We start from the raw sequence: 22,993 nt of genomic DNA, 5'->3' as shown, positions 1-22,993 counted from the left end.
CCGACGAAGGGACGCCCCCATGGCCACCGACATGCAGGAGCTGTTCGACCTCGACGTGCAGGACCTCGTTGCCGCCGAGAGCCCCGAGCACGAGGAAGCCGCCGTGAGCCTCTCCTGTGAGGGTTCCTGCACCCGCCCGTTCTGTATCTGACCGGCGTGACCGGGCCCATCGGTCCGGTGCGCTGAGTCGGCTGCTGCACGGCTACGACGGGCGCGGTACCACGGGCCGTTCGGGCGGTCCGGGGCGCCGCGCCCTGTCGTGCGTGTCGCGTCATGCGTGTTGTGACACGCATGCGCCATCACGTGTGTCGCGTCATGCATGCCTCGTCATCGATGTCGCGGCATACGTTGCTGCGTCATCGGTGTCACGTCATGGATCGCACGTCATCCGTGTCGCGACACGGGTGACGCTGCATTGATGACGCGTCACCCGTGACGTGTCATGCATGTCGCGACATGTGTGATGAGGCATCGATGTCACGTCACACATGTCCCGTCATGCGTGACGTGTCATCAATGTCGCGTCATGTATTGCCACGTCACGCATGTCACGGCATGCGTGACGCGTCACCTATGCCGTGTCCCGCATGCCCCACTCAACCCCCAGCAGCCCCGCTCCCGCCAGCCCCGCCCCTGCCAGGCTCGTCGCACCCGGCGCAGCCGCCGCCCCGGCGGGCAGCGGCCCCCGGGCGAGCTGCAGCAGCTCCTCCGGGGTCAGCGCGGCCAGGCGCTCGCGGCCGAGTCGCAGTACCTCGGCGGCTGTGGCCAGTACCTCGCTCGTGTCCGGGCGTTCGGGCAGGTCACCGGTCGGCAGGCCGGGTGTGGTCAGGAATTCGCCGAGGGCGGCGTGCAGGCGTCCGGTGGTTGCCTCCCGGATGGTGAACGACAGGTGGACCGACAGGCCCCGGTGGCCCGTTGCCGTGTGCGGGGCGCCGCGCGGGACGTAGAGGATCTCGCCGGGGGTGAGGGCCGTGCGCAGGGCGACCGGTCCGGGGGCGGGGGCGAGGCCGGGGCGCCAGTGGCCGTCGGCGGGGGGCTCGTGGACGGTCCAGTCCTTCGCGCCGGCGAGTTGGACGACCAGGACGTCCGCGTCGTCGCGGTGCACGTCCAGGCCGCGGCGGCCCGCGCCCGTGGTGAAGCAGAACGCCTCGGTGCGACGGCCCAGGTGGAGGGCGATGTCGGTGGCCATGGCCCGTACCCCGGCGTGCCACTGGTCGAGTTGGGGCAGCAGCAGGGTGGCGCCCTCGGCGAGCAGGGCGGAGATCCGGGCGGGGTCCGCCCAGCCGCTCTCGCGCCGCCCGGCCACCGTGCGGGTGGCGCAGAAGAGTTCGGGCTCGACGACCGCGCCGTCCCGCACCATCTCCACGTACGGGACGCGCAGCAGGCCGCCGTTCAGTACCGTCTCCAACTCCTCGACCCCGGGCAGTCCGGCGGGCCGCCCGGTGGGTCGGAACACCTGCGGGATGCCCTCCGCCACGGCCTTGGCGAACGCGTCGGCGTCGCCCGTCAGCTCGGTCAGCACGCGGCTCGGAGGCTGCCCCGCTCCCCGCCCCGGCCCCGCTCCCCGCCCCGGCCCCGCTCCCCGCCCCGGCCCCGGTTCCTGCCTCCGCGTCGGCTGCTGCCCCGTGGTCCGTTCCATCGTCCGCTCGCTCCCTCTCCTCGGCTTGCCCGGTGCGGGGCGTCCCGTCCGGCGGTGTGGCCGACCGTCCGGAGGGCTGCCGGCGGTCGGCCGGCGCCCGTTCCGGAACGGGCGGATGACCAAGGGGAACCGGTGGACGGTACCCGCCGCCAGATCGGAAACCGGCCACTTTGGCCCGCCGTTCACCGGTCATCGGACGCTGGGAGGGCCGGGGGGACGGGCAGTCGAGCGGCTGTCGGAGGGGCTGTTCCGACCCGTACTGATACCGGTGCCGGTGCCGGTCGGCTTCCGCTTCCGTGGGAGAGGGTCGTACGTCGGTGGTCCCGGTCGGTGGGGTCCGTGGGCGGATTGACGCTGCTCGGGGGCGGCGGTCGATCATGGGTGGGCGGGGTGGCGGCCGGTGGCGATCGGGAGGCGGGCGGCGGATGTGGGGCAAGTGGATCGGGTGCCGGGTGCCGGTGGCCGCGCGGGGGCGGTTCGCCACGGCACAGGCCGCCTGGCCGGCGATCGGCGACCAGCCCGGACTGCTCGGGCAGGTCGGCGGCTGGGACCCGGACGGCGGCGGCGCCCTGCTGCTGGGCCTGTGGGCTGACGAGGGCGCCTACCTGCGCTTCATGCGCGACCGGCACGCCGCCGTGGCCGCCGACAGTCGGCGGAGCGCGGACGAGCGGCACGGCCGGGCCGGCAGCGGGGCCGGCTACACCGCGATCGACGCCGCCGCCGGCGAGGTCGTCCTCGACATGCCGGGGGACGCGGCCGGCCTGCCGCAGGCGCTGGAGCGGGCCGCGCTGCTGCGGGTCGCGGACTGTCGGCTGGCGCCCGGTCGCGGGAGGCACTTCCTCGACGTCCAGCGCGAGGTGTGGGCGCCCGGCATGGCGGCGGCCGGGGGCATGCTGGCGGGGGTCGTCGTCCGGCTGGGGGAGGACCGCCACCTGGTCGCGACCCTGTGGTCCGACCCGGCGGCCCACCGCCGCTACGCCGACCGGCACCTGCCGGCCCTGAGGGCCAGGGCCGTCCCCGAGGACGACCTCCGGTCGGTGAGCGGCGGCGCCCTGCCGCTGGAACCGGCCTGGCGGGTCCTGCCGACCGGCCGTCCGAGGAGGTGAGTCCCCGGCAGTTTTGCCGGTATCAGGCGTTCGGGTTCCGGTCGGTGGCGGTGGCGGTGGCGGTGGCGGTGGCGCCGGTGTCGGTGTCGGTGTCGGTGCGCTGCCGCGCGGTGCGGCGCCTTCCCGGGGCGGTCCTCGCGGGGGCCTCGACCGCGACGACCATTCCCGGTGCGCGCGTTCGTACGGGTAGGCGCGGTTGCCCGATGGGGCAGGATCGGGCGGCCCGGCGGACGGGACCGAACCGGGTGGGGACGCGGGCACGTCGAACGGGCCAGTAGCGCTCGACCACCACCACCGAGGAGACCCGGGTGTTGAGGATCAAGAGGACCGCCGCCGTCACGATGGCATTCCTGAGCGTGGCGCTGGGGGGCGCGGTCGCCGGCGCCACGACGGCGCAGGCGGCCGTCCCCGCGAAGTTCCCCCGTGTCCACTGCAGCACCACCAAGATCGAGGTGAGGTCCCTCGACGTGGCCGGCGGCCCGGTCAAGTGCGGCGGTGCCCTGGGCGACCCGCTCTACTGCACCATCAACGGCGTCGACCACGTCTTCGCGGTCGGGACCGACAATGCCATGTGGGCGCGGTGGATCAGCCCGTCCGGCGTCCCCAGCGACTGGGTCTCGTTCGGGGGCAGCCTCACGAGCGAGATCCGGCTGTACGCCGACGGCTCCGGCAGCCTGGACTTCAGCGCCCGCTGGTCCGACGGCCACCTGTACGAGATCACCCGCAACGACAACGGCTCCTGGATCAACTGGCGCCGCGTCGACTGAGGAGGCACCGGGTGACCGGGCGTCACCCGTTCCGGGGGCCGCCGGCGAGGCGGCGGGCCGCTTCGGTCCCGGCGGGGCCGCGCGCCTCGCCGCCTTACCGCCTCACCGCCTCACCGGCCGGGACGACGTCCGTCCGACCCGGACCGGCACGGTCCATGACCGTGCCGGTCCCACGGCCCGTCCCGGTCAGAACCGGACGAGCCCCACCGACGGGTGCCGAGCGCGAGGGTCCAGCCGGACCGGTTGCCCGTGCCCGGAGCGCGCTGGTCGTTCTCGTGGATCGGGCCGTCGGTGCCCAGCGCGTGGACCGCGGCACCGCGCCGCCGACGTCCCCGCCGTCGGCCCGGGCACCTCCGCCACCGGCCTGCCGCCGCAGCGCCTCGAACGGTGAAGTGCGTGCTCAGAGGGTGTGGCGCGCGGCCCACAGCGCGTCGACCGCGGCGATGTGATCAAGCCAGCTGTCGCGGACCGCGGCACCGACGTTCGCCGCGTTGTGGTCGAGGAAGCCGGTGCCCGCCGGTTGCGGAGTCAACTCCGCGTACTGCCACCAGGCCCAGTGCCCTCCCCAGCCCCGGTGGGCGAGGCGGCGTCCGAGTTCCGCGCGCACTGCCGGGTGGGTGCAGTAGATGCCGTGGAACGGGTGCTGGGCCGCCCCGTCCAGGTCGGGGCCCTGGGTGCCGCCGCTCCTGCGGCGGATCCCGAGGCCGAAGCCGAGCTGCGGGACGCCGTCGGCCAGCCAGCCGGGGCGGCTGAGGACGACGGCGCTCTCCGCGTGGCCGCCGGACGTCGTGTAGTCGACGTGTCCGACGACGAGGTCCGCCCCGAGGCCGTCGGCGAGGGCGGCCAGCGCGACGCCGGTGTGTGCCGGAAGGCGCGTCAGCAGCCGCCGGGTCGCGGCCTGCGCGGCCAGCAGCGCGGTGCGGTGGGTGGCCCAGAAACGGGCGTCCTCGTCGTCGTCGGTGCTGATGCCCACCACGGCCTCCAGGTCGTTCAGGTAGTCCTCGGCATGTCGGCGCCCCGCGGCGCCCGGTCCTGCGCCGTCGGGTCCTGCGGCGTCGGGCCCCGTGCTGGTCCGGGCGAGCAGCCGGGCCAGGCGTCCGGCCAAGTCGCGCTGTGCGACGGGGCGGAAGCGCCCGTCGCCCGGTGCGGTGCCGTCCGGGGTGAGGTAGACGAACACGGCCGACTGCGCCAGACCGGCGAAGTCGTCCGCCTGACGGGTCGTCTGCCGGTGGCCTTCCGGGGCGTCGATCTTCAACTCGACGACCACCGAAGCTGCGGGGCCGGTGGCGACCAGGTCCGGCCGGCTGGCGTCGCCGGAGACCTGCCGGTGCAGCCGGGTGCGGTCGAGGCGCGGGTCGGCGGCCAGATCGGGGCGGCCCGCCAGTTCCAGCAGGGCGGCCAGCAGGCCCGCGCCCAAGCCGTGGTCCTCCCGCGGATCGAGGAGGAACGCCAGGTAGTGCTCGTGGCTGCTCTCCCGCCGCCGCGCGCCGAGGATCTGCAGCGGGGTCGGCGAGCGGTCGGCCCGCCGGGAGCGCGGCAGCGCCAGCAGGTCGGCCTCGACACCGGCCCAGCGGCCCGCCCCGACGTTCTCTTCCCACCAGGGCGGGCGCGGGGGCGGGTTGGGACCGCCCGTCGGTGGGGCGGGGGTCACGTCCGGGACCCGGAGGTGCGGTGCGGGGCGGTCCGCAACGCCCGGTGGGCGGGCGGGCGTGACCCCGTGCCCGTCGATGTCCGTGCTCATGTGCTCAGGTACTCCCGCCCCGCCGATGGCCTGCCGCCCACACCCCGGGGGCGGTGCCGCACATTCTGCTCCATGTCGCGACCGCCCGACGACCGGTCGCGCTGCTCGGTACACGGTGCCGGCGGGGCTCGTCGTCCCGGGAGCAGGGTCCCGGGACGGGGGTCGCCCCGGAGCGGGTTCCCGGGTGCCTTCTCGTCCTCGGCGCGGACGGATTGACGGTCCGTCGGATGGTCCTCTTGGAGGGCGCCGCGAAGAGCTCCGGCGCCCTCCCCAGAAGGGTTTCCCCGTGAACGAGAACGCACTGCGCCCGCACCGCGCCCACCGCCTCCGCGAGGACCGGCAAACCGATCGGCCCACCGGCCGACGCACCGATCGGCGCACCGGCCGACGCCCCGGCCGGGAGGCCGGCCGGGGCGTCACCGCGGTGACCGTGGCCGCGCTGGCCGCCGCCGTGGTGGCCGGAGTCCTGGCGCCGGGCTCGGCCTCGGCCGCGCCCCGGCCGGACGCGACCCGGCAGCGCCTCGACGCGCTGGTGAAGGCGGACGGGGTGCCCGGCGCCCTCGCCACCGTCAAGGGGCGGGACGGCCGCAGCCGCACCTACACGGCCGGCGTCGGCGACGCGGTGACCGGCGCCAAGGTCCCGGTGGACGGGCAGGTGCGGATCGGCAGCAACACCAAGGCGTTCACCGCCGTCGTGGTCCTCCAGCTGGTCGCGGAGGGCCGGGTCGGCCTGGACGCGAGCGTCGACACCTACCTGCCCGGCCTGCTGCGCGGCGACGGCGTCGACGGCCGGAACATCACGGTCCGTCAACTGCTCCAGCACACCAGCGGCCTGCCCGAGTACGTGGACACCGAGGGCGTGCTCGCCGACCCCGGACGGTACTTCGAGCCGCGCGAACTCCTCGACGCCGCGCTGGCCCGGAAGGCCCACTTCGCGCCCGGCGCCCGGTGGGAGTACAACAACACCAACTACCTGGTCGCCGGCCTGATCATCCAGAAGGTGACCGGCCGCCCGCTCGGCGAGGAGATCACCAAGCGGGTCGTCGACCGGATCGGCCTGCGCCACACCTACTTCCCCGCCCCCGGCGAGACGACGATCCGCGAGGCGCACCCCAAGGGCTACCTGCGGGCCGCCGACGGATCGCTGCGCGACTACACGAAGCTCGACCCGTCCTGGGGCTGGGCGGCCGGCGCGATGGTGTCCACCAACAGCGACCTCAACGCCTTCTACGGCGCGCTGCTCGGCGGCCGACTGCTGCCCGCCGCCCAGCTCGCCCAGATGCGCAGCACCGTGCCCGCCGAACTGCTCGGCCCCGGCGTCCGCTACGGCCTCGGCCTGATCAGCCGCCCGCTCTCCTGCGGCGGGGTCGCCTGGGGGCACGGCGGGGCGCTCCCCGGCTACGAGACCTTCGGCGGCACCACCGACGACGGCCGCGCCGCGAGCATCGCCGTGACCGGGTTCCCGGCCGGCGAGGAGGTCGGCAAGCACGCGGACCAGGCCGTGGACGAGGCGCTCTGCGGCTGACCGGCCGCACCGGCTCGCACCACCCCCCGCCAGCGAAGAGCGAAGAAGGAGCCCCGATGAACGAACACCCCCCGCGCCGCACGGCGCGCCGCATCCGCGCGGTCCGGCACGCGATGACGGCCACGGCCGCCGCCGGACTCGCGCTGACCGCCCTCGTCCCGACCTCAGCCTCAGCCTCAGCCTCAGCCTCAGCCGCGCCCGCCGCCGCACCGCGCCCGGACGTCGTGCAGCAGCGCCTCGACGCGCTGGTGAAGGCGGACGGGATGCCCGCCGCCCTCGCCACCGTCAAGGGGCGGGACGGCCGCAGCCGCACCTACACCGCCGGCGTCGGCGACCTGGCGACCGGGGCCGGGGTCCCGGTCGACGGGCAGATCCGGGCCGGCAGCAACACCAAGGCGTTCACCGCCGTCGTGGTCCTGCAACTGGTCGCGGAGGGCCGGGTCGGCCTGGACGCCAGCGTCGACACCTACCTGCCCGGCCTGCTGCGCGGCGACGGCGTCGACGGCCGGAACATCACGGTCCGTCAACTGCTCCAGCACACCAGCGGCCTGCCCGACTACATGCTCGCCCCGGCGCTGCTCGACTTCACCACCATCCAGTACCGGTACTTCGAGCCGCGCGAACTCCTCGACGGGGCACTGGCCCAGCGGGCGGTGTTCGCCCCCGGCACCGGCTGGGGGTACAGCAACACCAACTACCTGGTCGCCGGCCTGCTGATCCAGAAGGTGACCGGCCGCCCCTACGCCGAGGAGGTCACCAGGCGGGTCATCGACCGGATCGGCCTGCGCCACACCTACCTCCCCGCCACCGGGGAGACCGCCCTCCGCGAGCCCCACCCGCACGGCTACCTGAACACCGGCGACACCGGCGAACCCGCCTCGGGAGCGCGGCTGGTCGACTACACCGAGATGGACTCGTCGATGGCCTGGGCCGCGGGCGCCGTGGTGTCGACCAACAGCGACCTCAACGCGTTCTACGGCGCGCTGCTCGGCGGCCGACTGCTGCCCGCCGCCCAGCTCGCCCAGATGCGCAGCACCGTGCCCGCCGAGCTGCTCGGCCCCGGCGTCCGCTACGGCCTCGGGATCCAGAGCAGGCCGCTGAGCTGCGGCGGACTGGTCTGGGGCCACGGCGGCACCGCCCCGGGCCACCGGAGCCGGGGCGGCGTCACGGAGGACGGCCGGGCCGCGAACATCACCGTCACCACCGTCCCGGAGCCGCCCGCCGCCGAGCACGTGACCGACGCGGTCGACGCGGCGCTCTGCCGCTGACCCGGCCGGCGCCCCGGCCGGACCGGACCCGGTCGGGCCGGGCAGCGGGAAGCGGGCGGGGATCGGAGGAGCGGGGCCGGGCCCGATGTAACTTTCACGGCGACGGCCCCGCCACGGCCCGGTTTTCCGGCGCGGGGTGCCACCCGGCATTGGCCGGGCCGCGCCCCGCGCCTATCCTCGCCGGTCATGGCCTTCCTCTCGATGAACCTGTCCGAGCTGCGCGAACACCGGCCGGCCCGGACCGAACCCGACGACTTCGCCGCCTTCTGGGCGGGCACCCTGGCCGAGGCCAGGGCCGTCCCCGCCCGGCTGGACACCGTCGCGGTCGAGACCGGACTGGCCACCGTCACGGTCGAGGACGTCACCTTCCCCGGGTACGCGGGGCAGCCGATCAAGGGCTGGCTGGTGCGTCCGCGCGGGGCCGGGGGGCCGCTGCCGGCGGTGGTGAGCTACGTCGGGTACGGCGGCGGCCGGGGCCTGGCGCACGAGCACCTGCTGTGGGCGAGCGCGGGGTACGCGCACCTGGTGATGGACACCCGGGGGCAGGGCGGCGGGTGGGCGGTCGGCGACACCTCCGACGAGGCGCCCAGCGCGGGCCCGGCCCACCCCGGCTCGATGACCCGGGGCGTGCTCGACCCGGCCGCCTACTACTACCGGCGGCTCTACACCGACGCGGTGCGCGCCGTGGACGCCGTCCGCACCCACCCCGGGATCGACCCGGAACGGGTGCTGGTGGCGGGCAGCAGCCAGGGCGGCGGGCTGGCCCTGGCCGTCGCGGGCCTGGTGCCGGACCTGGCCGGGGTGGTCGCTGAGGTGCCGTTCCTCCAGCACATCCGGCGCGCCACCGAGATCACCGACGCCTTCCCGTACAAGGAGGTCGCCGACTTCTGCAAGGTCCACCGCGACAAGGTGGAGACCGTCTTCGCCACCCTCGCCTACGTCGACGGCCTGCACTTCGCGGCCCGCGCCACCGCCCCGGCGCTGTACTCGGTCGCGCTGATGGACGAGGTGTGCCCGCCGGAGACCGTCTTCGCCTCCTACCACCACTACCGCGGCCCGAAGGAGATCGCGGTCTACCCGTACAACGGCCACGAGGGCGGCGGCGCGCACCACGTCCCCGCGATGCTGGCCTTCGCGGCGAAGGTGCTCTGAGCGCGGCGCCGTCCCGGACGCGTCGGTGCCCCGGACGCGGCGGTGGCCTGGGCAGCGCCCGGGCGCAGGTGTCAGTCCTTGGCCGCCGGGCCGTCGCTGCCGTACCTTCCGGGGCATGCGGATTCGAATCGTCGACGCCTTCACCGACCGCCCGTTCGGCGGCAACCCGGCCGCGGTCGTGCTGCTGGACTCCGCCGGCTTCCCGGCGGACGACTGGCTGCAGCGGGTGGCCGCCGAGGTCAACCTCTCCGAGACGGCCTTCGCCCACCCGCTGCCGCCCGGCGGGGACGCGGACTGGGCGCTGCGCTGGTTCACGCCCGTCACCGAGGTGGACATGTGCGGCCACGCCACCCTGGCCACCGCGCACGTCCTGCACACCACCGGCACGGCCACCGGCCCGGTCCGGTTCACCGCCCGCTGCGGGATCCTGACCGCCGAGACCGGGCCCGACGGCGCGGTCACCATGGACTTCCCCACCTCCGACCTCACCCCCGTCGCGGTGCCGGACGGGCTGGCCGCGGCGCTCGGCGCCGAGCCGGTCGCGGTCCGGGACACCTCGGCCGACGTCGGCGACCTGCTGGTCGAACTCGCCGACGAGAGGACCGTCCGCGCACTGGCCCCCGACTTCGCCGCGCTGGTCGCCCGGCCGCTCTCCGCCCGCGGCATCATCGCCACCGCCCTCGCCGAGGACCCCGACGGCGCCTACCAGTTCGTCTCGCGCTGCTTCTTCCCCGCCTACGGCATCGACGAGGACCCGGTCACCGGCAGCGCCCACACCGCCCTCGCCCCGTACTGGTCCGCCCGCCTGCGCCGCGACGACCTCACCGGCCACCAGGGCGGCCGCCGCACCGGCCTGGTCCGCACCCGCCTGCGCGGCCCCCGCACCTTGCTCACCGGCCGCGCCGTCACCGTCGTCGACGGCGAACTGCACGCCTGACCCCGCGCCCGCGAGCCTCTCCGGGCCCGTCGACGTGCGCCGGTGCGGGTCAGGCCGGTGCGGGTCAGGCCGGTGCGGGTCAGGCCAGGTCGGGTCAGGTCAGGCCGAGGGCGGGCAGGACGGCGGCCTCCACGTAGCGCGCCAGGTACGCGGCGTCGGCGGGGCGGTCGGAGAACAGGGGGCGGATCCGGGTCATGCCGAAGATCATGCCGGGGACGAACTCCAGGGCCGGGTGGTCGGCGGCCACCTCGCCGCGGCGCACGCCGCGTCGCAGGAGGGCTTCCAGGGCCGCGAGCTCGGGGGCGATCACGGTCTCCCGGACCGCGTCGCGCAGGTCGCTGTCGGTCATCACCGCGTAGCCGAGGGCCTGGAGCAGGCTGGTGTCGTGGTCGGACCAGGCGCCGGCGGCCGCGGCGACCCGGCGCAGGTCGCCGGCCAGCGAACCGGTGTCGATGCCCGCGCAGCGCGGCTCCCGTCCGGCCCGCAGGGCGGCCGCGACGAGCCGGGCCTTGCCGCCCCAGTGCCGGTAGAGCGTCGACTTGCCGCACCGGGTGCGGGCGGCCACGCCCTCCATGGTGACGGCCTGGTAGCCGTGGGTGCGGACCTCGTCCAGCACCGCCTCGAAGAACTCCCGCTCGCGCGCGGGGCTGATCTTCGAGCGGGACGCGGGGGGGATCCGGCGGAGCGGCACTCGGTGGCGTCATGGCATCCCCGTGGGGTCGGTGCGGTGAAGGGCGAATGTACGATGCATAAACCATCGATACGTTCACGTATCGATACGTCAGCGTATCGACACACCCGGGCACCGTCCAAGCGGCGCGCCCGACACGGAGGGGGCAGCGGTGCACGTCCGAACGGAGCCGGCCGGACCCCGGAAGGGGACGGCGGCCCGGCCGCCGCTGGTGCGGGAACTGCTGCTGGTGCTGGGGCTGTTCCTGGTCTACAAATTCGGCCGCCGACTGGCCATCGGCCACACCACCGCTGCCTTCCACAACGCCGACCGGGTCTGGGGCCTGGAACGGGCCGTCCACCTCCCCGGCGAGGGCGGCGTGCAGTCGCTGCTGCTGCACAGCGGCGCGGTGGTGCACCTGGCGAACACCTACTACGCGACGGTGCACTTCCCCGCGACGGTGCTCTTCCTGGTCTGGCTGTACGTCCGCCGCCCCGCGCACTACCTGTGGTCGCGCCGGGTGCTGGCCGCCGTCACCTCGGTCGCGCTGGTGCTGCCGTTCGCCTTCCCGCTGGCCCCGCCGCGGATGCTGGAGTCCACCGGGCTCCAGGACACCGCCCGGCTCTACGGCCCCTCGGTGTACGGCCCGCCCGACGCCGACCACCTCTCCAACCAGTTCGCCGCGATGCCCTCGCTGCACTTCGGCTGGGCGCTGATGGTGGCGATCGGCCTGATCGCCGCCACCCGCTCGCGCTGGCGCTGGCTGTGGCTGCTGCACCCGCTGATCACCCTGACGGTGATAGTCGGCACGGCCAACCACTACTGGCTGGACTCGATCGCCGCGACCGCGCTGTTCCTGCTCGCCTTCACCTTCATCCGGGCCCCCGACCGGGCCGGCCGCCCGCGTGCCGGCCGCCCCCGGTGCGGCCGCCGGCGGGCACTGGCGCCCAGCCCCGGCTAACCGCGCGCCGGCTGACCGCGCGCCGACTGACCGCACCCCGGCGCGCGGCGTACGCGGGCCGGGATGCGGTCAAGTGGTCAAGCAGTCAGGCGCTCAAGTGGTCAGGCGGTGGCGGGCTGCGGCCGGGCCGGCCGCCGGAGCAGCACGCCCAGGGCGAGTCCGCCCGGTCCGACCACGGCGAACAGCAGGAACGCCCAGCAGAACATCACGGACGCCTCGCCCCCGTTCTGGATCGGCCACAGCGCGTTCTCCTGGTGCACGCTGAAGTACGCGTACGCCATCGACCCCGAGCACAGCAGCGCCGCCGGCCGCACGGCCAGCCCGACCAGCACCAGGGCGCCGCCCACCAGCTGGATCAGCGCCGCCCACCAGCCGGGCCACTCGCCGACCTGCGGCGCCTTGCCGTACGCTCCGCCCAGGACGCCGAACAGGGTCGCCGCCCCGTGGCAGGCGAACAGCAGCGACACCACGATCCGGGCCAGGCCGAGGACGGTGGGACGGGCGCGCTCGGCGAGCCGGGAGAGCTCTTCGGACATGACGACTCCTCGTGGGAAAGTGACCTCGAACGGATGCGGGGGAGCTTCCGGCGACGGGGAGGGGGGACGCCGTCCGGGCTGAAGGGACGCCGACAATTCTGACGTGGGGTCAGCTCTCCCGCCAAGTGCGGAAACCTCTGAGAATCCTCTGAGAATCGACCGGGCGGCCGGGCCCGCCACGGATTCCGTCGAGCGCCCGGCCGCCCCGTCCGGCTACCGTGCGACGGTGACCAGCAGCAACCCGTCCGGCCCCGACCGGACCGCCACCCCCGCCGACCTCGACGCCATGGTCTCCACCCTGACCAGCGCGTTCTTCCACGACCCGCTCTGGGGCCCGGCCTTTCCCGACCCGGCCCGGCGCGCCGAGCAGGCCGCCGTGATGTGGCGGCTGTACGCGGCCTCCGCGCTGCGCTACCCCTGGACCCGGGTCACCCCCGGCGCGGAGGCCGTCGCCGTGTGGATCCCGCCGGGCGGCACCGAACTCACCGCCCGGGAGGCCGAGCTGCTGCCCGGGCTGCTCACCGAGGCGGCGGGGGAGGAGGCGGCCCGGGCGATCCTGGCCGTCTACGACCAGCTGGAAGCCGCCCACCCCGGCGTGCCCTGCTTCTACCTCACCCTGCTCGGCGTCCACCGCGACCACCGCGGCAAGGGCCTCGGCACGGCCCTGCTCGCCCGCGGCCTGGAGCGGATCGACGCCCTCGGCGCCCCGGCCTACCTGGAGTCCTCCAACCCGGCCAACCTGGCCCGCTACCGCAGCCTCGGCTTCGTCCCGCGCACGGAGATCACCACCGCCACCGGCCACGTCGTCACCACCATGTGGCGCCCGGCCCGCTGAACCCGCTCGCCGCTCGCCACCTCCGGCCGGCCCGGCGCCGAGCCGGGGGACGGCCCGGGCTCAGCGGGTGAGTGCGCGGGCCGCCGTGAGGGTGTGCAGCAGCGGGGTCGGGTCGGTGCCGTCGGGGACGGTCAGGCAGAGGCGGTCGGCCAACGGGCCGTAGCGGTCGAGGAGTTCGCGGGCGGCCTCGGCGGGGGTGCCGGTGACGGCGAAGGCGCGCAGCACGGTGTCGTCCAGCGCCTCGCCCATCTCCTGCCAGCGGCCCCGGGTGGAGAGCCGGTGCAGTTCCTCCTGGAGGCCGCCCCAGCCGTGGGTCTCCAGGACCGGGCGGTAGGCGGGGGTGGAGGCGTAGAAGGCCAGCCGCTCGCGGACCAGCCGCAGGTTGGCCAGGTACTCGGGCTCGTCGCGGCCGGTGGCCACCAGCACGTTGGCGACCACCTCGAACGGGCGGGCGGTCCACGGCTCGCCGGCCGCCTCCGCCGCCGCCCGGGCGGCCCGCACGCCGGGCAGCACCCGTTCGGCCAGGTGTCGGGGCGTGCAGAACGGGTGCGCCAGGAAGCCGTCGGCGACGGCCCCGGCGGCGGCGGTCATCAGCGGTCCGACGCCGGCCAGCAGCAGCGGCGGCGGGCCGTACGGCAGCGGGTCGGGCGCGAACACCGGGGTCATCAGCGTGTGCCGGTAGAACTCGCCCCGGAACGCCAGCCGTTCGCCGGTCTGCCAGCTGTGCCAGACCGCCCGGACCGCCGCCACGTACTCCCGCATCCGGTCGGCCGGCCGGTCCCACGGCATGCCGAACCGGCGCACCACGTGCGGCTTGATCTGGGTGCCGAGCCCGATCGCGGCCCGCCTGCCGGAGCTCTCGTGCAGCCCCCACGCCTGGTACGCGAGCAGCATCGGGGTCCGGGCCAGCGCGACCGCGACCCCGGTGGCCAGCCCGATCCGCCCGGTCCGGTCGGCCGCCCGGGCCAGTTGCAGGAACGGGTCGTGCGAGGTCTCCGCCAGCGAGATCCGGTCGGCCCCGGCCTCCTCGGCCAGCCTGGCCAGTCCGGGCGATTCGGCGGGCAGGGCGGTGGCGGCGAGGTCGAGTCGCATCACGGTTCCTCCTGGACGGGGGCGCCGGCCGCCCGACAGGCGCCGGCCGTCCGATGCTATGCGCCCCGCCGCCCGTGGCCCGCACGCGGATGTTGAACCCCCGCCCCCGGACCGGCGGATTCCACCGGATTCCCCCGGACGCACCGCCACCTGCGGTGCGTCGGTGCCGAACTCCAAGGCAGGAGCGAACCAGAACCCCGCACCGCCGCAGCGGCGTGCGGAGCACCGTGGGAGGAAGCCGTGGAGCCCTACCGGATCAAGGCCGTCGAACCGATTCCCTTCCTGACGCCCGGTCAGCGGGCGGCCGGCCTGGCCGCCGCCGGGTACAACCTGTTCCGGCTGGACGCGGCGGAGGTCACCATCGACCTGCTGACCGACTCCGGAACCGGCGCGATGTCGGCCCGCCAGTGGAGCGCGCTGATGAACGGCGACGAGTCGTACGCCGGCGCCCGCTCGTACCGCCGCTTCGAGGACGCGGTGCGCGAACTCACCGGCCACCGGCACGTCCTGCCGGTGCACCAGGGGCGGGCGGCGGAGCGGATCCTGTTCCAGTCGCTGCCCGTCGCCGGCCGGGTCACCCTCGCCAACGGGCACTTCGACACCACCATCGCCAACGTCCTGCTGGCCGGCGGCGACCCCGTCGACCTGCCCGGCCCCGAGGCCCGGGACGACGCCCCGCACCCGTTCAAGGGCAACCTCGACCTCGACCGGCTCGCCGCCCACCTCGCCCCCGGCCACCCCGGGCCGCCTGCCGCCCTGGTCGTCCTCACCGTCACCGACAACGCCGGCGGCGGCCACCCCGTCTCGCCCGCGCACGCCCGCGAGGTCGCCGCCCGCGCCCGCGCCGCCGGCGTCCCGTTCTTCCTGGACGCCGCCCGGTTCGCCGAGAACGCCCACCTGGTCACCCGCCGCGACCCGGCCGCCGCCGGCCGCAGCGCCGCCGAGGTGGCCCGCGAACTGTTCCGGCTCGCCGACGGCTCCTGGTGCAGCATGAAGAAGGACGCCTTCGGCAACATCGGCGGCTTCCTCACCCTCCAGGACGACGAACTCGCCGAACGCTGCCGCAACCTGCTGATCGCCACCGAGGGCTACACCAGCTACGGCGGACTCTCCGGCCGCGACCTCGAAGCCCTCGCCACCGGCCTCGCCGAGGCCACCGACCCGGACTACCTCGCCGACCGCGAGTCCACCACCGCCTGGTTCGCCCGCGCCCTCCAGGACGCCGGAGTGCCCGTCCTCACCCCGCCCGGCTGCCACGCCGTCTACCTCGACGCCGCCGCGCTCCTCCCGCACCTGCCCGCCCGCAGCCTGCCCGCCGTCTCGCTCGCCTGCGAGCTCTACCGTGCGGGCGGCGTCCGCTGCGCCGAGATGGGCTCCCTCACCTTCGGCCGCCCCGACCCGGCCGGGGGCCCCGACACCCCCGCCCGCCGCGAGCTGCTGCGCCTCGCCCTGCCCCGCCGCGTCTACACCCGCAGCCACCTGGAGCACGTCGTCCGCACCGCCGCCGCCGCGGCCGCCCGCGCCGACCGCCTCGGCGGCTACCGGATCGTCCGGCAGCCCCCGCACCTGCGGCACTTCAGCGCCGTCCTGGCGCCCGAGACCGCTGCCTGACGCACCGTCAGAAGTCTTTTTGGACAAGGGAGTTCACCTGTTCGGTGCTGCGCCGCCGTGCTCCGTCGCGCCGATACAACCGGTACGGACGAAAGCGGCCGCCGGACACCCCGGCGCGGCCCCGGACGGAACCCGCAGGCAAGCCGCACGCGACCCGCACGCGACCCGCACGCGACCCGCACGGAAGACGAGGGCCAGCATGACGACCGGCCCCGACCAGCAGCACCGGCAGGGCCCGCGGAGCCTGAGCACCTCCGCCGCCCGCAACCTGGCGACCACCACCAAGACCGCCCCGCAGATGCTCGGCATCACCCCGCGCTACCTGCTGCGCGCCCTGCCCTGGGTCGAGTTGGAGGCCGGCGTCTACCGGGTCAACCGCCGGCGCGGCTTCATCCTCGGCGACGGCCTGGTCAGCAGCTACCAGGACGGCGACGGCCGGTGGCGGGTGATCGCCGAGGACCTGCGCGAACTCCCGCTGCTCAGCCAGCTCGACGGCCCCGTGCTGGCCGCCCTCGCGGACGCCTTCACCGAGCACGAGATCCCCGCCGGGCAGCCGATCGTCGCCCAGGACGCCCCCGCCGACCGCCTGCACGTCCTGGCCCACGGCCGCGCCGAGAAGCGCGCCACCGGCGCCCACGGCGCCGACGCCCTGCTCGAAGTCCTCGGCGACGGCGACTACTTCGACGCCGCCGCCTGGGCCGCCGGCCGCCCGATGCCCTACCGGGTCACCGCCGCCAGCCCCTGCACCGTCCTCACCCTGGACCGCCGGATGCTGCTCGAACTCGCCGACCGCGAACCCGCGCTGCGCGCCCGGCTCGACGCCTTCGACGCGGCCGCCACCGCCGCCGGCCGCACCGCCCCCGAGCACCCGCTCGACCTCACCTCGGGCCACCACGGCGAGCCCTACCTGCCGGAGACCTTCGTCGACTACGAGGAGAGCCCCCGCGCGTACGAACTGAGCATCGCGCAGACCGTGCTCAAGGTGCACACCCGGGTCTGGAAGCAGCCCGCCTTCTTCCTCGCCCACCCCCGCGCCATCGCCGCGTTCGGCCGCGAGTGCACCCGCCGCGGCGTGCCCCCGCAGATCGTCGAACTCTTCGGCAGCCCCTTCCTGACCTGGCGCGGCGTCCCGCTGCTGCCTTCCGACACGCTCGACCTGCGCGGCACCGCCGACTCCGCGCCCGGCACCACCAACATCCTGCTGATGCGGGTCGGCGAGGACCGGCAGGGCGTGGTCGGCCTGCGCCCCGCCAAGGTCCCCGACGAGGCCGAGCCCGGCCTCTCGGTCCGCCCGATGGGCGTCGACCGGCAGGCCATCACCTCCTACCTGGTGACCGGCTACTTCTCCGTCGCGGCGCTGGTCGACGACGCGATCGCGGTGCTCCAGGACGTCGAGGTGGCGCACTACCATGACTACTCCTGACACCCCCGCCGCGCTCCGCCCCCACCGCCACCCAGGCCCCGGCTCCGGCCCCGGCCCGTACGGCGTGCCGGTGCCCGCCGCGCTCGCGCACGCCGAACCCGGCACCCGCTACTGGCTCCCCGCCGCCCCGGCCGTCGTCCCCGCTCCCGCCGTCGCCCCGTCCGCCCTCCTCTTCGACGTCGAGGCGGTCCGGCGCGACTTCCCGCAGCTGCACCGCGAGGTCAACGGGCACCCGCTGGCCTGGCTCGACAACGGCGCCACCACGCTCAAGCCCCGGCAGGTCGCCGAGGCCGTCGCCCGGTACTGCACGGCCGGCGCCTCCAACGTCCACCGCGGCGCGCACACCCTGGCCCGGGAGGCCACCGAGGCGTACGAGGACGGTCGGGCGGAGGCCGCCCGGCTGCTCGGCGCGCCCGACCCGGCCCAGGTGGTGTTCGTCCGGGGCACCACCGAGGCGGTCAACCTGGTCGCCCAGTCCTGGGGCCGGGCCAACCTCGGCACCGGCGACGAGATCCTGGTCACCGCCGCCGAGCACCACTCCAACCTGGTGCCCTGGCAGCTGATCGCCGCCGAACGCCGGGCCCGGGTCCGCCCCGTCCCGCTGCTCCCCGACGGCCGGATCGACCAGGACGCCTACCGCGACCTGCTCGGCCCGCGCACCCGGCTGGTCGCCCTCACCCACGCCTCCAACGTGCTGGGCACCGTCCCGCCGGTCGCCGAGATGACCGCCCTCGCCCACCGCCACGGCGCCGTCGTCCTGGTCGACGGCGCCCAGGCGGTCAGCCACTTCCCGGTCGACGTCACCGAGTCGGACGTCGACTTCTACGCCTTCTCCGGCCACAAGGTCTTCGCCCCGACCGGCATCGGCGTCCTCTACGGCAAGCGCCCGCTGCTGGAGGCCATGCCACCCTGGCAGGGCGGCGGCAACATGATCGAATCGGTCGGCTTCGACCGCACCACCTACGCGCCGCTGCCGCACCGGCTGGAGGCCGGCACCGGCCACATCTCCGGCGCCGCCGGACTCGCCGCCGCGCTGCGCTACCTCCGCGGCCTCGACCGCGCCGCCGCCACCGCCCACGAGGAACGCCTCACCGCCCACGCCGCCACCGCGCTGGCCGCCGTCCCCGGCCTGCGCCTGGTCGGCGGCCCGCCCGGCCGGATCGGCGTCCTCACCTTCGTCCTCGACGGCACCGACCCGCTCGACGTCGCCCACGCCCTCGACCGGCTCGGCATCGCCGTCCGGGCCGGCCACCACTGCGCCCAACCCGCCCTCGCCGCCTACGGGTTGACCGCCGCCGTGCGCGCCTCGCCGGCGCTCTACAACAACCACCAGGAAGTCGACCGGCTGGCCGCCGCCCTGCACCGGATCGCCGCCGGGGAGGAACCGCTCAGGGAGTGAGGGTGAAGGTCAGGCTCGCCCCCGTCGCCAGGCAGAAACCGGAGTCGGTGACCGCCCGGACGTTGATCCGGTAGGTGCCGGGCGCGGCGTAGCGGTGCGTGGCGTACGTCTTGCGCACGTCGGCGGAGCCGGTGCCGTTGGTGTCGGTGTAGGTGGTGTTGCCGTCGCCCCAGTCGGTGGTGAAGGTGAACGTGCAGTCCGTCCACCCGCCGGACGAGGTCAGCTCCACCGTCGGGTCGTCGCTGGTGCAGCTCGCCGCGGTGGTGAACACGCAGCGCGGACCGTACGCCCGCGCCGGGGCCGACGACTTCGCGGGGGTCGCCGGGTTCACCGGGTTCGCCGGGTTCGCCGGGGGAGTGGTCGGCTTCGCCGCCGGGGCCGTCGACTTCGGCGCGGACGGTGTCGACTTCCGGTCCGGGTCGGCGCTGCTCTGCGCCGGGGAGTCGGTCGGCGGGGTGGACGGCGTCGGGCCCTGGTCCTGGTTCGGGCTCCGGTCCGGATCGGCGGCCGGCGTCGGGCCGGACGCCGCCCCGCCGCCCGGCGTCCCGCCCGGTGTCCCGGCCAGGCCGGGCGACGACGCGTCCTGGCCCTGTCCCTGGCCCTGTCCCTGGCCCTGCGACTGCTGGGGCGGCCCGCCGAACGGCAGCAGTTGCACGGCGGCGGTCCCGCCGGCGACCAGCAGCACCGGGACGACGAACGGGACGAGCCGCCGGTGCCAGCGGCGCCCGGGCTCCGGCGGCGGGCCGGTGACCCGCAGGACCTTCGTCGGCGCCCCGTCCGGCGGGAGCGGTTCGGCCGCGCCGTCCGCTGCCGGGTCGGCCGCCGGGGCGGGCTGCTCGGCGAAGGCCGACCTGGCCAGCAGGGTGCCCAGCACCGGCTCGGGCCAGCCGGCCCGCTCGGCGGGCGCCGGGCCGTGCTGGGCGGCGAGCCGGACCAGGCGGTCGGCGCTCGGCCGGCCGGCCGGGTTCTTGTCCAGGCAGGCCGCGACGGTCTCGGCGAGGACGGGGGAGAGCTCGCGCAGCGCGTCCAGGTCGGGCTCGGTGTGGATGACCCGGTAGAGCATGTCCACCCCCGAGCCCTCGCCGAACGGCGGCCGCCCGGTGGCGGCGTAGGCCAGCAGCGCGCCGAGCGCGAAGACGTCCACGGCGGAGGTGAACTCGCGGTCGCCGTTGGCCTGTTCGGGCGCCATGTAGGCGGGCGTACCGAGCACCATGCCGGTCCGGGTGAGCCGGCTCTGGTCGGCGGCCCGGGCGATGCCGAAGTCGATCAGGGTGGCGCCGCGGGCGGTCAGCATGACGTTCGAGGGCTTCAGGTCCCGGTGGATCATGTCCAGCGCGTGCACCGCCCGCAGGCTGGCCGCCGTCTCGCGCAGCAGCAGCCACACCCGCGCCGTGTCCAGCGGCCCGCCGTGCACGGCGAGCACCCGGTCCAGGGTCAGGCCGGGCACGTACGCGGTGGCCAGCCACGGCGGCCGCGCCTCGCGGTCGGCGGCGAGCAGCGGCGCGGTGGCCTCCTCCGGCAGCCGTGCCAGGTTGTCGAGCTCGTGGCCGAAGTGCCGGCGGTAGTCCGGGTCCTCGACGAACTGCGGCAGCACCTGCTTCACCGCCGCGTACCGGTCCCCGACCACCCCGAGGTACACCCGGCCCATGCCGCCCGCCCCGAGCCGCCCCAGCAGCGGCACCGGCCCGATCGCCCGCGGATCCTCCGCCGCCAGCGGCTCGGCCCCGCTACCGGCCAGGTCGAACCCCGACCCGCCGGTCCCCCCATGCGTTGTCATGGATGCGCATGTTAGCGAACGACACCGGCCACGAACGGACTCGATGTGTGTCGATCCCGTGCCCGCCGCCCCGCGGCCGGCCGGTCGCCCGTTCTCTCGCCGGCGACCGGGCCCCGCCGAAGTCCGCCACCGCGACGAGGAGTTCGTGTACTGGCCCGGCCTGGTGTCGATGTCGGGCGCCGATGCCGGGGCCCAACGCGCCGCCGCCGGGCGGGAGTTGTCGGCGGCCGCACGTAGACTCGCAGCGCCCGGAAGCCCGCGTCGAACGGAGCGGTTCCCCACCATGTCCAAGGTCACCGTGATCGCCCTGCTCAAGGCCGCCCCCGGCGCCGAACAGCAGGTCCGTGCGCAGGCGTTGTCGCTGGTCGCCCCCTCGCGGGCCGAGGCCGGCAACATCAGCTACCAGGCGTACGTCCACCCCGAGGATCCGAGCGCCTGGCTGGTCTTCGAGGAGTGGGAGGACCGCGCCGCCTTCGACGCCCACCTCGCCAGCCCGCACCTCACCGAGGCCCTCGCCGCCGGCCCCGGCCTCCTGCTCGGCCCGCCCGCCGAGCACGTGTTCACCGCGGCCGGGTGACCCCGCCTCCGAGCTCGGCCTCCCCCTGTTCGGCTTCCTCCCGTCCGGTCTCCTCCCGTTCGGTCTCCTCCTGGAAGTCGGCGACGGCCGCCCCGTGCGTCCGCGCCCAGTCGGTCAGGGCGGCGATCGGTCCGACCAGGGTCAGGCCGAGCTCGGTCAGGGCGTACTCGACCCGGGGCGGAGCCCCGGCGGGCGGGTGGCGTTCGACCAGGCCGTAGCCCTGCAGGCGGCGCAGCGTCTGGGTGAGGACCTTGCGCGAGACGCCGCCGATCAGGTCGACGAGTTCGCCGTGCCGGCACGGGCCGCGGCTGAGGGCGAACAGCACCACGGCCGCCCACTTGCCGGTGACGATCTCGATGGCCAGCCGGGCCGGGCAGTCGGCGAGGAAGACGTCTCCCGCGGAGTCGCGCATGGGCCGGAGGGTAGCAAGCACGGGTACCCGGAGGTACCCGTGGGCTCACTAGCGTCCTGTGCCATGACCATCGACACCGGTACCACCACCGGCACCACCACCACTGCCAGCGCCACTTCGCGAGCGGCGACCTACGTCCTGGTCCACGGAGCCTGGCACAGCGGGCGCGTCTGGGAGCGCGTGGCGCCCCTGCTGGCCCGGGCCGGGCACCGGGTGCTCGCCCCCTCGCTCACCGGCCACGGCGAGCGGGCCCACCTGCTCGGCCCGGAGGTGGGCCTCGACACCCACACCGCCGACGTCGTCGGCCTGCTGCTCGACGAGGACCTCACCGACGTGGTGCTGGTCGGCCACAGCTACGCGGGCATGGTGGTCTCGGCGGTGGCCGACCGCGTTCCGGAGCGGCTCGCCGCGCTGGTCTACCTCGACGCCATGGTCCCGGTCGACGGCGAGAGCGTGCTCGACGTCATGCCCGCGACCCGGCACCTGCTCGAACTCGCCGCCACCACCGGCACCCCCTGGCGGATCCCGCCGCTGCCCGAACAGCCCGCGCCCGTCGGCCTGTTCGGGGTCACCGACCCGGCGGACGCGGCCTGGCTGCGCACCCTGCTCTCGGACGAGTCGGCGCGCTGCTTCCGCCAGCCGGTCGGCCTGGCCAACCCGGCCGCGGCGGCCGTCCCCCGCACGCACATCCACTGCGTCGGCGCCCTGCCGCCCGGCGCCGTCCGCCGTCCCGTCCCCGCCCGCCAGCCCAACGGCGCCCCGTCCCGGGTGCGGGAGCTGCGCAGCGGTCACGACTGCATGGTCACCGCGCCGGAGCAGCTGGCCGAACTGCTGCTGGAGGAGGCGGAGTTCGCCAGCGAGCCGGCGCGCTGACGCCGCCTCGCCCCACGCGTACGGGCCCCTCCCGGGAACGGGAGGGGCCCGCGTCCTGCGGACGGGCCGCCGGCGCGTCGGTGCGTCCGCGCGGGCCCGTCAACGGTGGTCCGGTCAGCCGATGTTGGCGCAGGAGTTGCCGAACGCCGGGTTCAGCGCGCTGATCACGCCGACGCTGTTGCCGCACACGTTGACCGGGATGTGCACGGGGATCTGGATCAGGTTGCCGGAGAGGACGCCGGGCGAACCGACGGCCACGCCCTGGGCACCGGCGGACGCGGAGGCCATTCCGGCGGTGCCGAGGACGGCGGTGGCGGCCAGCGCGACGACGGCGAAGTACTTGCGGGTGCGGGACATGTCGACTCCTTGGTTCCTCATGGGGCGCCGCCCCGGGTAGGGCGGTGCCGGTGATTCGGGTTCGTGCCGGCGGCGCGGTCGGGGCGTTGTCGCACCCCCGCGGACGCGCCGTCCGGCGGGTCGGCCGATACGAACTCTCCACCGCCGCCGCGCGCGCTCCGGCCCGAACCCGCCCCGGCCACCCGTGCGGCCCAGCACGATCACCCGACCGGCGGTGCGCTGCGCGCCGCCCCGGGTCGTCGCGGATCGTCTCCGGCGGAACGGTGTTCGAACGGACGGGGGTTGACGGGGAATCAGGAGGGCGTCCGGGCCGGAGCGATCCGTCCGCGAGTTCC

General features: G+C 75.6%; 23 protein-coding genes. 14 read left to right on the top strand and 9 right to left on the bottom strand.

Features of this window, described 5'->3' with window-relative positions:
• Window positions 1-19: 19 nt before the first annotated feature.
• Entirely contained in the window at window positions 20-151 is a 132-nt protein-coding gene (locus KSE_RS45575; RefSeq protein WP_014133640.1) for a hypothetical protein, read from the top strand.
• Between the two features lie 420 nt (window positions 152-571).
• Here the strand turns inward: KSE_RS45575 and KSE_RS02285 are convergent, their stop codons facing one another.
• Window positions 572-1,522, bottom strand: a complete 951-nt coding sequence (locus tag KSE_RS02285; protein ID WP_014133639.1) for a JmjC domain-containing protein — start codon at window positions 1,520-1,522, stop codon at window positions 572-574.
• Window positions 1,523-2,064: 542 nt separating this feature from the next.
• Between KSE_RS02285 and KSE_RS02280 the strand changes: the two genes are divergently transcribed.
• A complete protein-coding gene (locus KSE_RS02280) occupies window positions 2,065-2,745 on the top strand; it encodes a DUF4937 domain-containing protein (RefSeq protein ID WP_014133638.1) in 681 nt (226 codons plus the stop codon).
• 22 nt (window positions 2,746-2,767) lie between these two features.
• Here the strand turns inward: KSE_RS02280 and KSE_RS42635 are convergent, their stop codons facing one another.
• A complete protein-coding gene (locus KSE_RS42635) occupies window positions 2,768-2,908 on the bottom strand; it encodes a hypothetical protein (protein ID WP_157850107.1) in 141 nt (46 codons plus the stop codon).
• A 148-nt stretch (window positions 2,909-3,056) separates the two neighbouring features.
• Between KSE_RS42635 and KSE_RS02275 the strand changes: the two genes are divergently transcribed.
• Window positions 3,057-3,512: a hypothetical protein gene (locus tag KSE_RS02275; protein ID WP_033260223.1), complete on the top strand. Its 456-nt coding sequence runs from the start codon at window positions 3,057-3,059 to the stop codon at window positions 3,510-3,512.
• Window positions 3,513-3,912: 400 nt separating this feature from the next.
• On the opposite strand, the gene KSE_RS02270 is transcribed toward KSE_RS02275, so the two are convergent.
• Entirely contained in the window at window positions 3,913-5,253 is a 1,341-nt protein-coding gene (locus KSE_RS02270; protein WP_014133636.1) for a PD-(D/E)XK nuclease family protein, read from the bottom strand.
• Window positions 5,254-5,539: 286 nt separating this feature from the next.
• Between KSE_RS02270 and KSE_RS02265 the strand changes: the two genes are divergently transcribed.
• The 4 genes from KSE_RS02265 to KSE_RS02250 all read left to right on the top strand — a co-directional run bounded on the left by KSE_RS02265 (window position 5,540) and on the right by KSE_RS02250 (window position 10,135).
• Window positions 5,540-6,778: a serine hydrolase domain-containing protein gene (locus tag KSE_RS02265; protein ID WP_014133635.1), complete on the top strand. Its 1,239-nt coding sequence runs from the start codon at window positions 5,540-5,542 to the stop codon at window positions 6,776-6,778.
• Between the two features lie 56 nt (window positions 6,779-6,834).
• A complete protein-coding gene (locus tag KSE_RS02260; RefSeq protein ID WP_014133634.1) occupies window positions 6,835-8,046 on the top strand; it encodes a serine hydrolase domain-containing protein in 1,212 nt (403 codons plus the stop codon).
• Window positions 8,047-8,232: 186 nt separating this feature from the next.
• Window positions 8,233-9,198 carry an acetylxylan esterase gene (locus tag KSE_RS02255; RefSeq protein ID WP_014133633.1) on the top strand — a complete coding sequence of 322 codons (966 nt, stop codon included), beginning with the start codon at window positions 8,233-8,235 and terminating at the stop codon, window positions 9,196-9,198.
• Between the two features lie 115 nt (window positions 9,199-9,313).
• Entirely contained in the window at window positions 9,314-10,135 is an 822-nt protein-coding gene (locus KSE_RS02250) for a PhzF family phenazine biosynthesis protein (protein ID WP_014133632.1), read from the top strand.
• Window positions 10,136-10,229: 94 nt separating this feature from the next.
• On the opposite strand, the gene KSE_RS02245 is transcribed toward KSE_RS02250, so the two are convergent.
• Complete coding sequence (locus tag KSE_RS02245) at window positions 10,230-10,826, bottom strand: TetR/AcrR family transcriptional regulator (RefSeq protein WP_014133631.1); 597 nt, start codon at window positions 10,824-10,826, stop codon at window positions 10,230-10,232.
• Between the two features lie 151 nt (window positions 10,827-10,977).
• Between KSE_RS02245 and KSE_RS02240 the strand changes: the two genes are divergently transcribed.
• Window positions 10,978-11,766, top strand: a complete 789-nt coding sequence (locus tag KSE_RS02240) for a phosphatase PAP2 family protein (protein WP_014133630.1) — start codon at window positions 10,978-10,980, stop codon at window positions 11,764-11,766.
• Window positions 11,767-11,867: 101 nt separating this feature from the next.
• Here the strand turns inward: KSE_RS02240 and KSE_RS02235 are convergent, their stop codons facing one another.
• Window positions 11,868-12,302 carry a DoxX family protein gene (locus tag KSE_RS02235; protein ID WP_014133629.1) on the bottom strand — a complete coding sequence of 145 codons (435 nt, stop codon included), beginning with the start codon at window positions 12,300-12,302 and terminating at the stop codon, window positions 11,868-11,870.
• 226 nt (window positions 12,303-12,528) lie between these two features.
• Here KSE_RS02235 and KSE_RS02230 point away from each other — a divergent pair, with 226 nt between their 5' ends.
• Window positions 12,529-13,137: a GNAT family N-acetyltransferase gene (locus KSE_RS02230; protein WP_014133628.1), complete on the top strand. Its 609-nt coding sequence runs from the start codon at window positions 12,529-12,531 to the stop codon at window positions 13,135-13,137.
• Window positions 13,138-13,197: 60 nt separating this feature from the next.
• On the opposite strand, the gene KSE_RS02225 is transcribed toward KSE_RS02230, so the two are convergent.
• On the bottom strand, window positions 13,198-14,229 hold the full coding sequence (locus KSE_RS02225; RefSeq protein ID WP_014133627.1) for a TIGR03617 family F420-dependent LLM class oxidoreductase: 1,032 nt from the start codon (window positions 14,227-14,229) through the stop codon (window positions 13,198-13,200).
• A 240-nt stretch (window positions 14,230-14,469) separates the two neighbouring features.
• On the opposite strand from KSE_RS02225, the gene KSE_RS02220 reads away from it, so the two are divergent.
• The 3 genes from KSE_RS02220 to KSE_RS02210 all read left to right on the top strand — a co-directional run bounded on the left by KSE_RS02220 (window position 14,470) and on the right by KSE_RS02210 (window position 18,662).
• Window positions 14,470-15,840 carry a tryptophanase gene (locus KSE_RS02220; protein ID WP_014133626.1) on the top strand — a complete coding sequence of 457 codons (1,371 nt, stop codon included), beginning with the start codon at window positions 14,470-14,472 and terminating at the stop codon, window positions 15,838-15,840.
• Between the two features lie 199 nt (window positions 15,841-16,039).
• Window positions 16,040-17,263 (top strand): cyclic nucleotide-binding domain-containing protein, encoded by a 1,224-nt coding sequence (locus tag KSE_RS02215; protein WP_014133625.1) that lies wholly within the window; start codon window positions 16,040-16,042, stop codon window positions 17,261-17,263.
• Window positions 17,250-18,662 carry a SufS family cysteine desulfurase gene (locus KSE_RS02210; RefSeq protein ID WP_014133624.1) on the top strand — a complete coding sequence of 471 codons (1,413 nt, stop codon included), beginning with the start codon at window positions 17,250-17,252 and terminating at the stop codon, window positions 18,660-18,662. Before KSE_RS02215 ends, KSE_RS02210 begins: the two co-directional genes overlap by 14 nt.
• Here KSE_RS02210 and KSE_RS43525 read toward each other — a convergent pair.
• Window positions 18,652-20,439, bottom strand: coding sequence for a serine/threonine-protein kinase (locus KSE_RS43525; RefSeq protein WP_014133623.1), 1,788 nt, complete (start codon window positions 20,437-20,439; stop codon window positions 18,652-18,654). The two genes, KSE_RS02210 and KSE_RS43525, sit on opposite strands and share 11 nt — an antisense overlap.
• A 283-nt stretch (window positions 20,440-20,722) precedes the next feature.
• On the opposite strand from KSE_RS43525, the gene KSE_RS02200 reads away from it, so the two are divergent.
• Window positions 20,723-21,016, top strand: a complete 294-nt coding sequence (locus KSE_RS02200; protein ID WP_014133622.1) for a putative quinol monooxygenase — start codon at window positions 20,723-20,725, stop codon at window positions 21,014-21,016.
• Here the strand turns inward: KSE_RS02200 and KSE_RS02195 are convergent.
• Window positions 21,000-21,428: a winged helix-turn-helix transcriptional regulator gene (locus KSE_RS02195; RefSeq protein WP_014133621.1), complete on the bottom strand. Its 429-nt coding sequence runs from the start codon at window positions 21,426-21,428 to the stop codon at window positions 21,000-21,002. The genes KSE_RS02200 and KSE_RS02195 overlap by 17 nt on opposite strands.
• Window positions 21,429-21,491: 63 nt before the next feature.
• Here KSE_RS02195 and KSE_RS02190 point away from each other — a divergent pair, with 63 nt between their 5' ends.
• A complete protein-coding gene (locus tag KSE_RS02190) occupies window positions 21,492-22,301 on the top strand; it encodes an alpha/beta fold hydrolase (protein WP_014133620.1) in 810 nt (269 codons plus the stop codon).
• Between the two features lie 114 nt (window positions 22,302-22,415).
• Here KSE_RS02190 and KSE_RS02185 read toward each other — a convergent pair whose 3' ends face one another.
• Window positions 22,416-22,658 (bottom strand): chaplin, encoded by a 243-nt coding sequence (locus KSE_RS02185; RefSeq protein WP_033260221.1) that lies wholly within the window; start codon window positions 22,656-22,658, stop codon window positions 22,416-22,418.
• Between the last annotated feature and the right edge of the window lie 335 nt (window positions 22,659-22,993).

The sequence above is a fragment of the Kitasatospora setae KM-6054 genome (assembly GCF_000269985.1).
Taxonomy (GTDB): Bacteria; Actinomycetota; Actinomycetes; order Streptomycetales; family Streptomycetaceae; genus Kitasatospora; species Kitasatospora setae.
The sequence above is the reverse complement of the archived record's forward strand: the minus strand, read 5'-3'. Positions and strand labels throughout refer to the sequence as shown.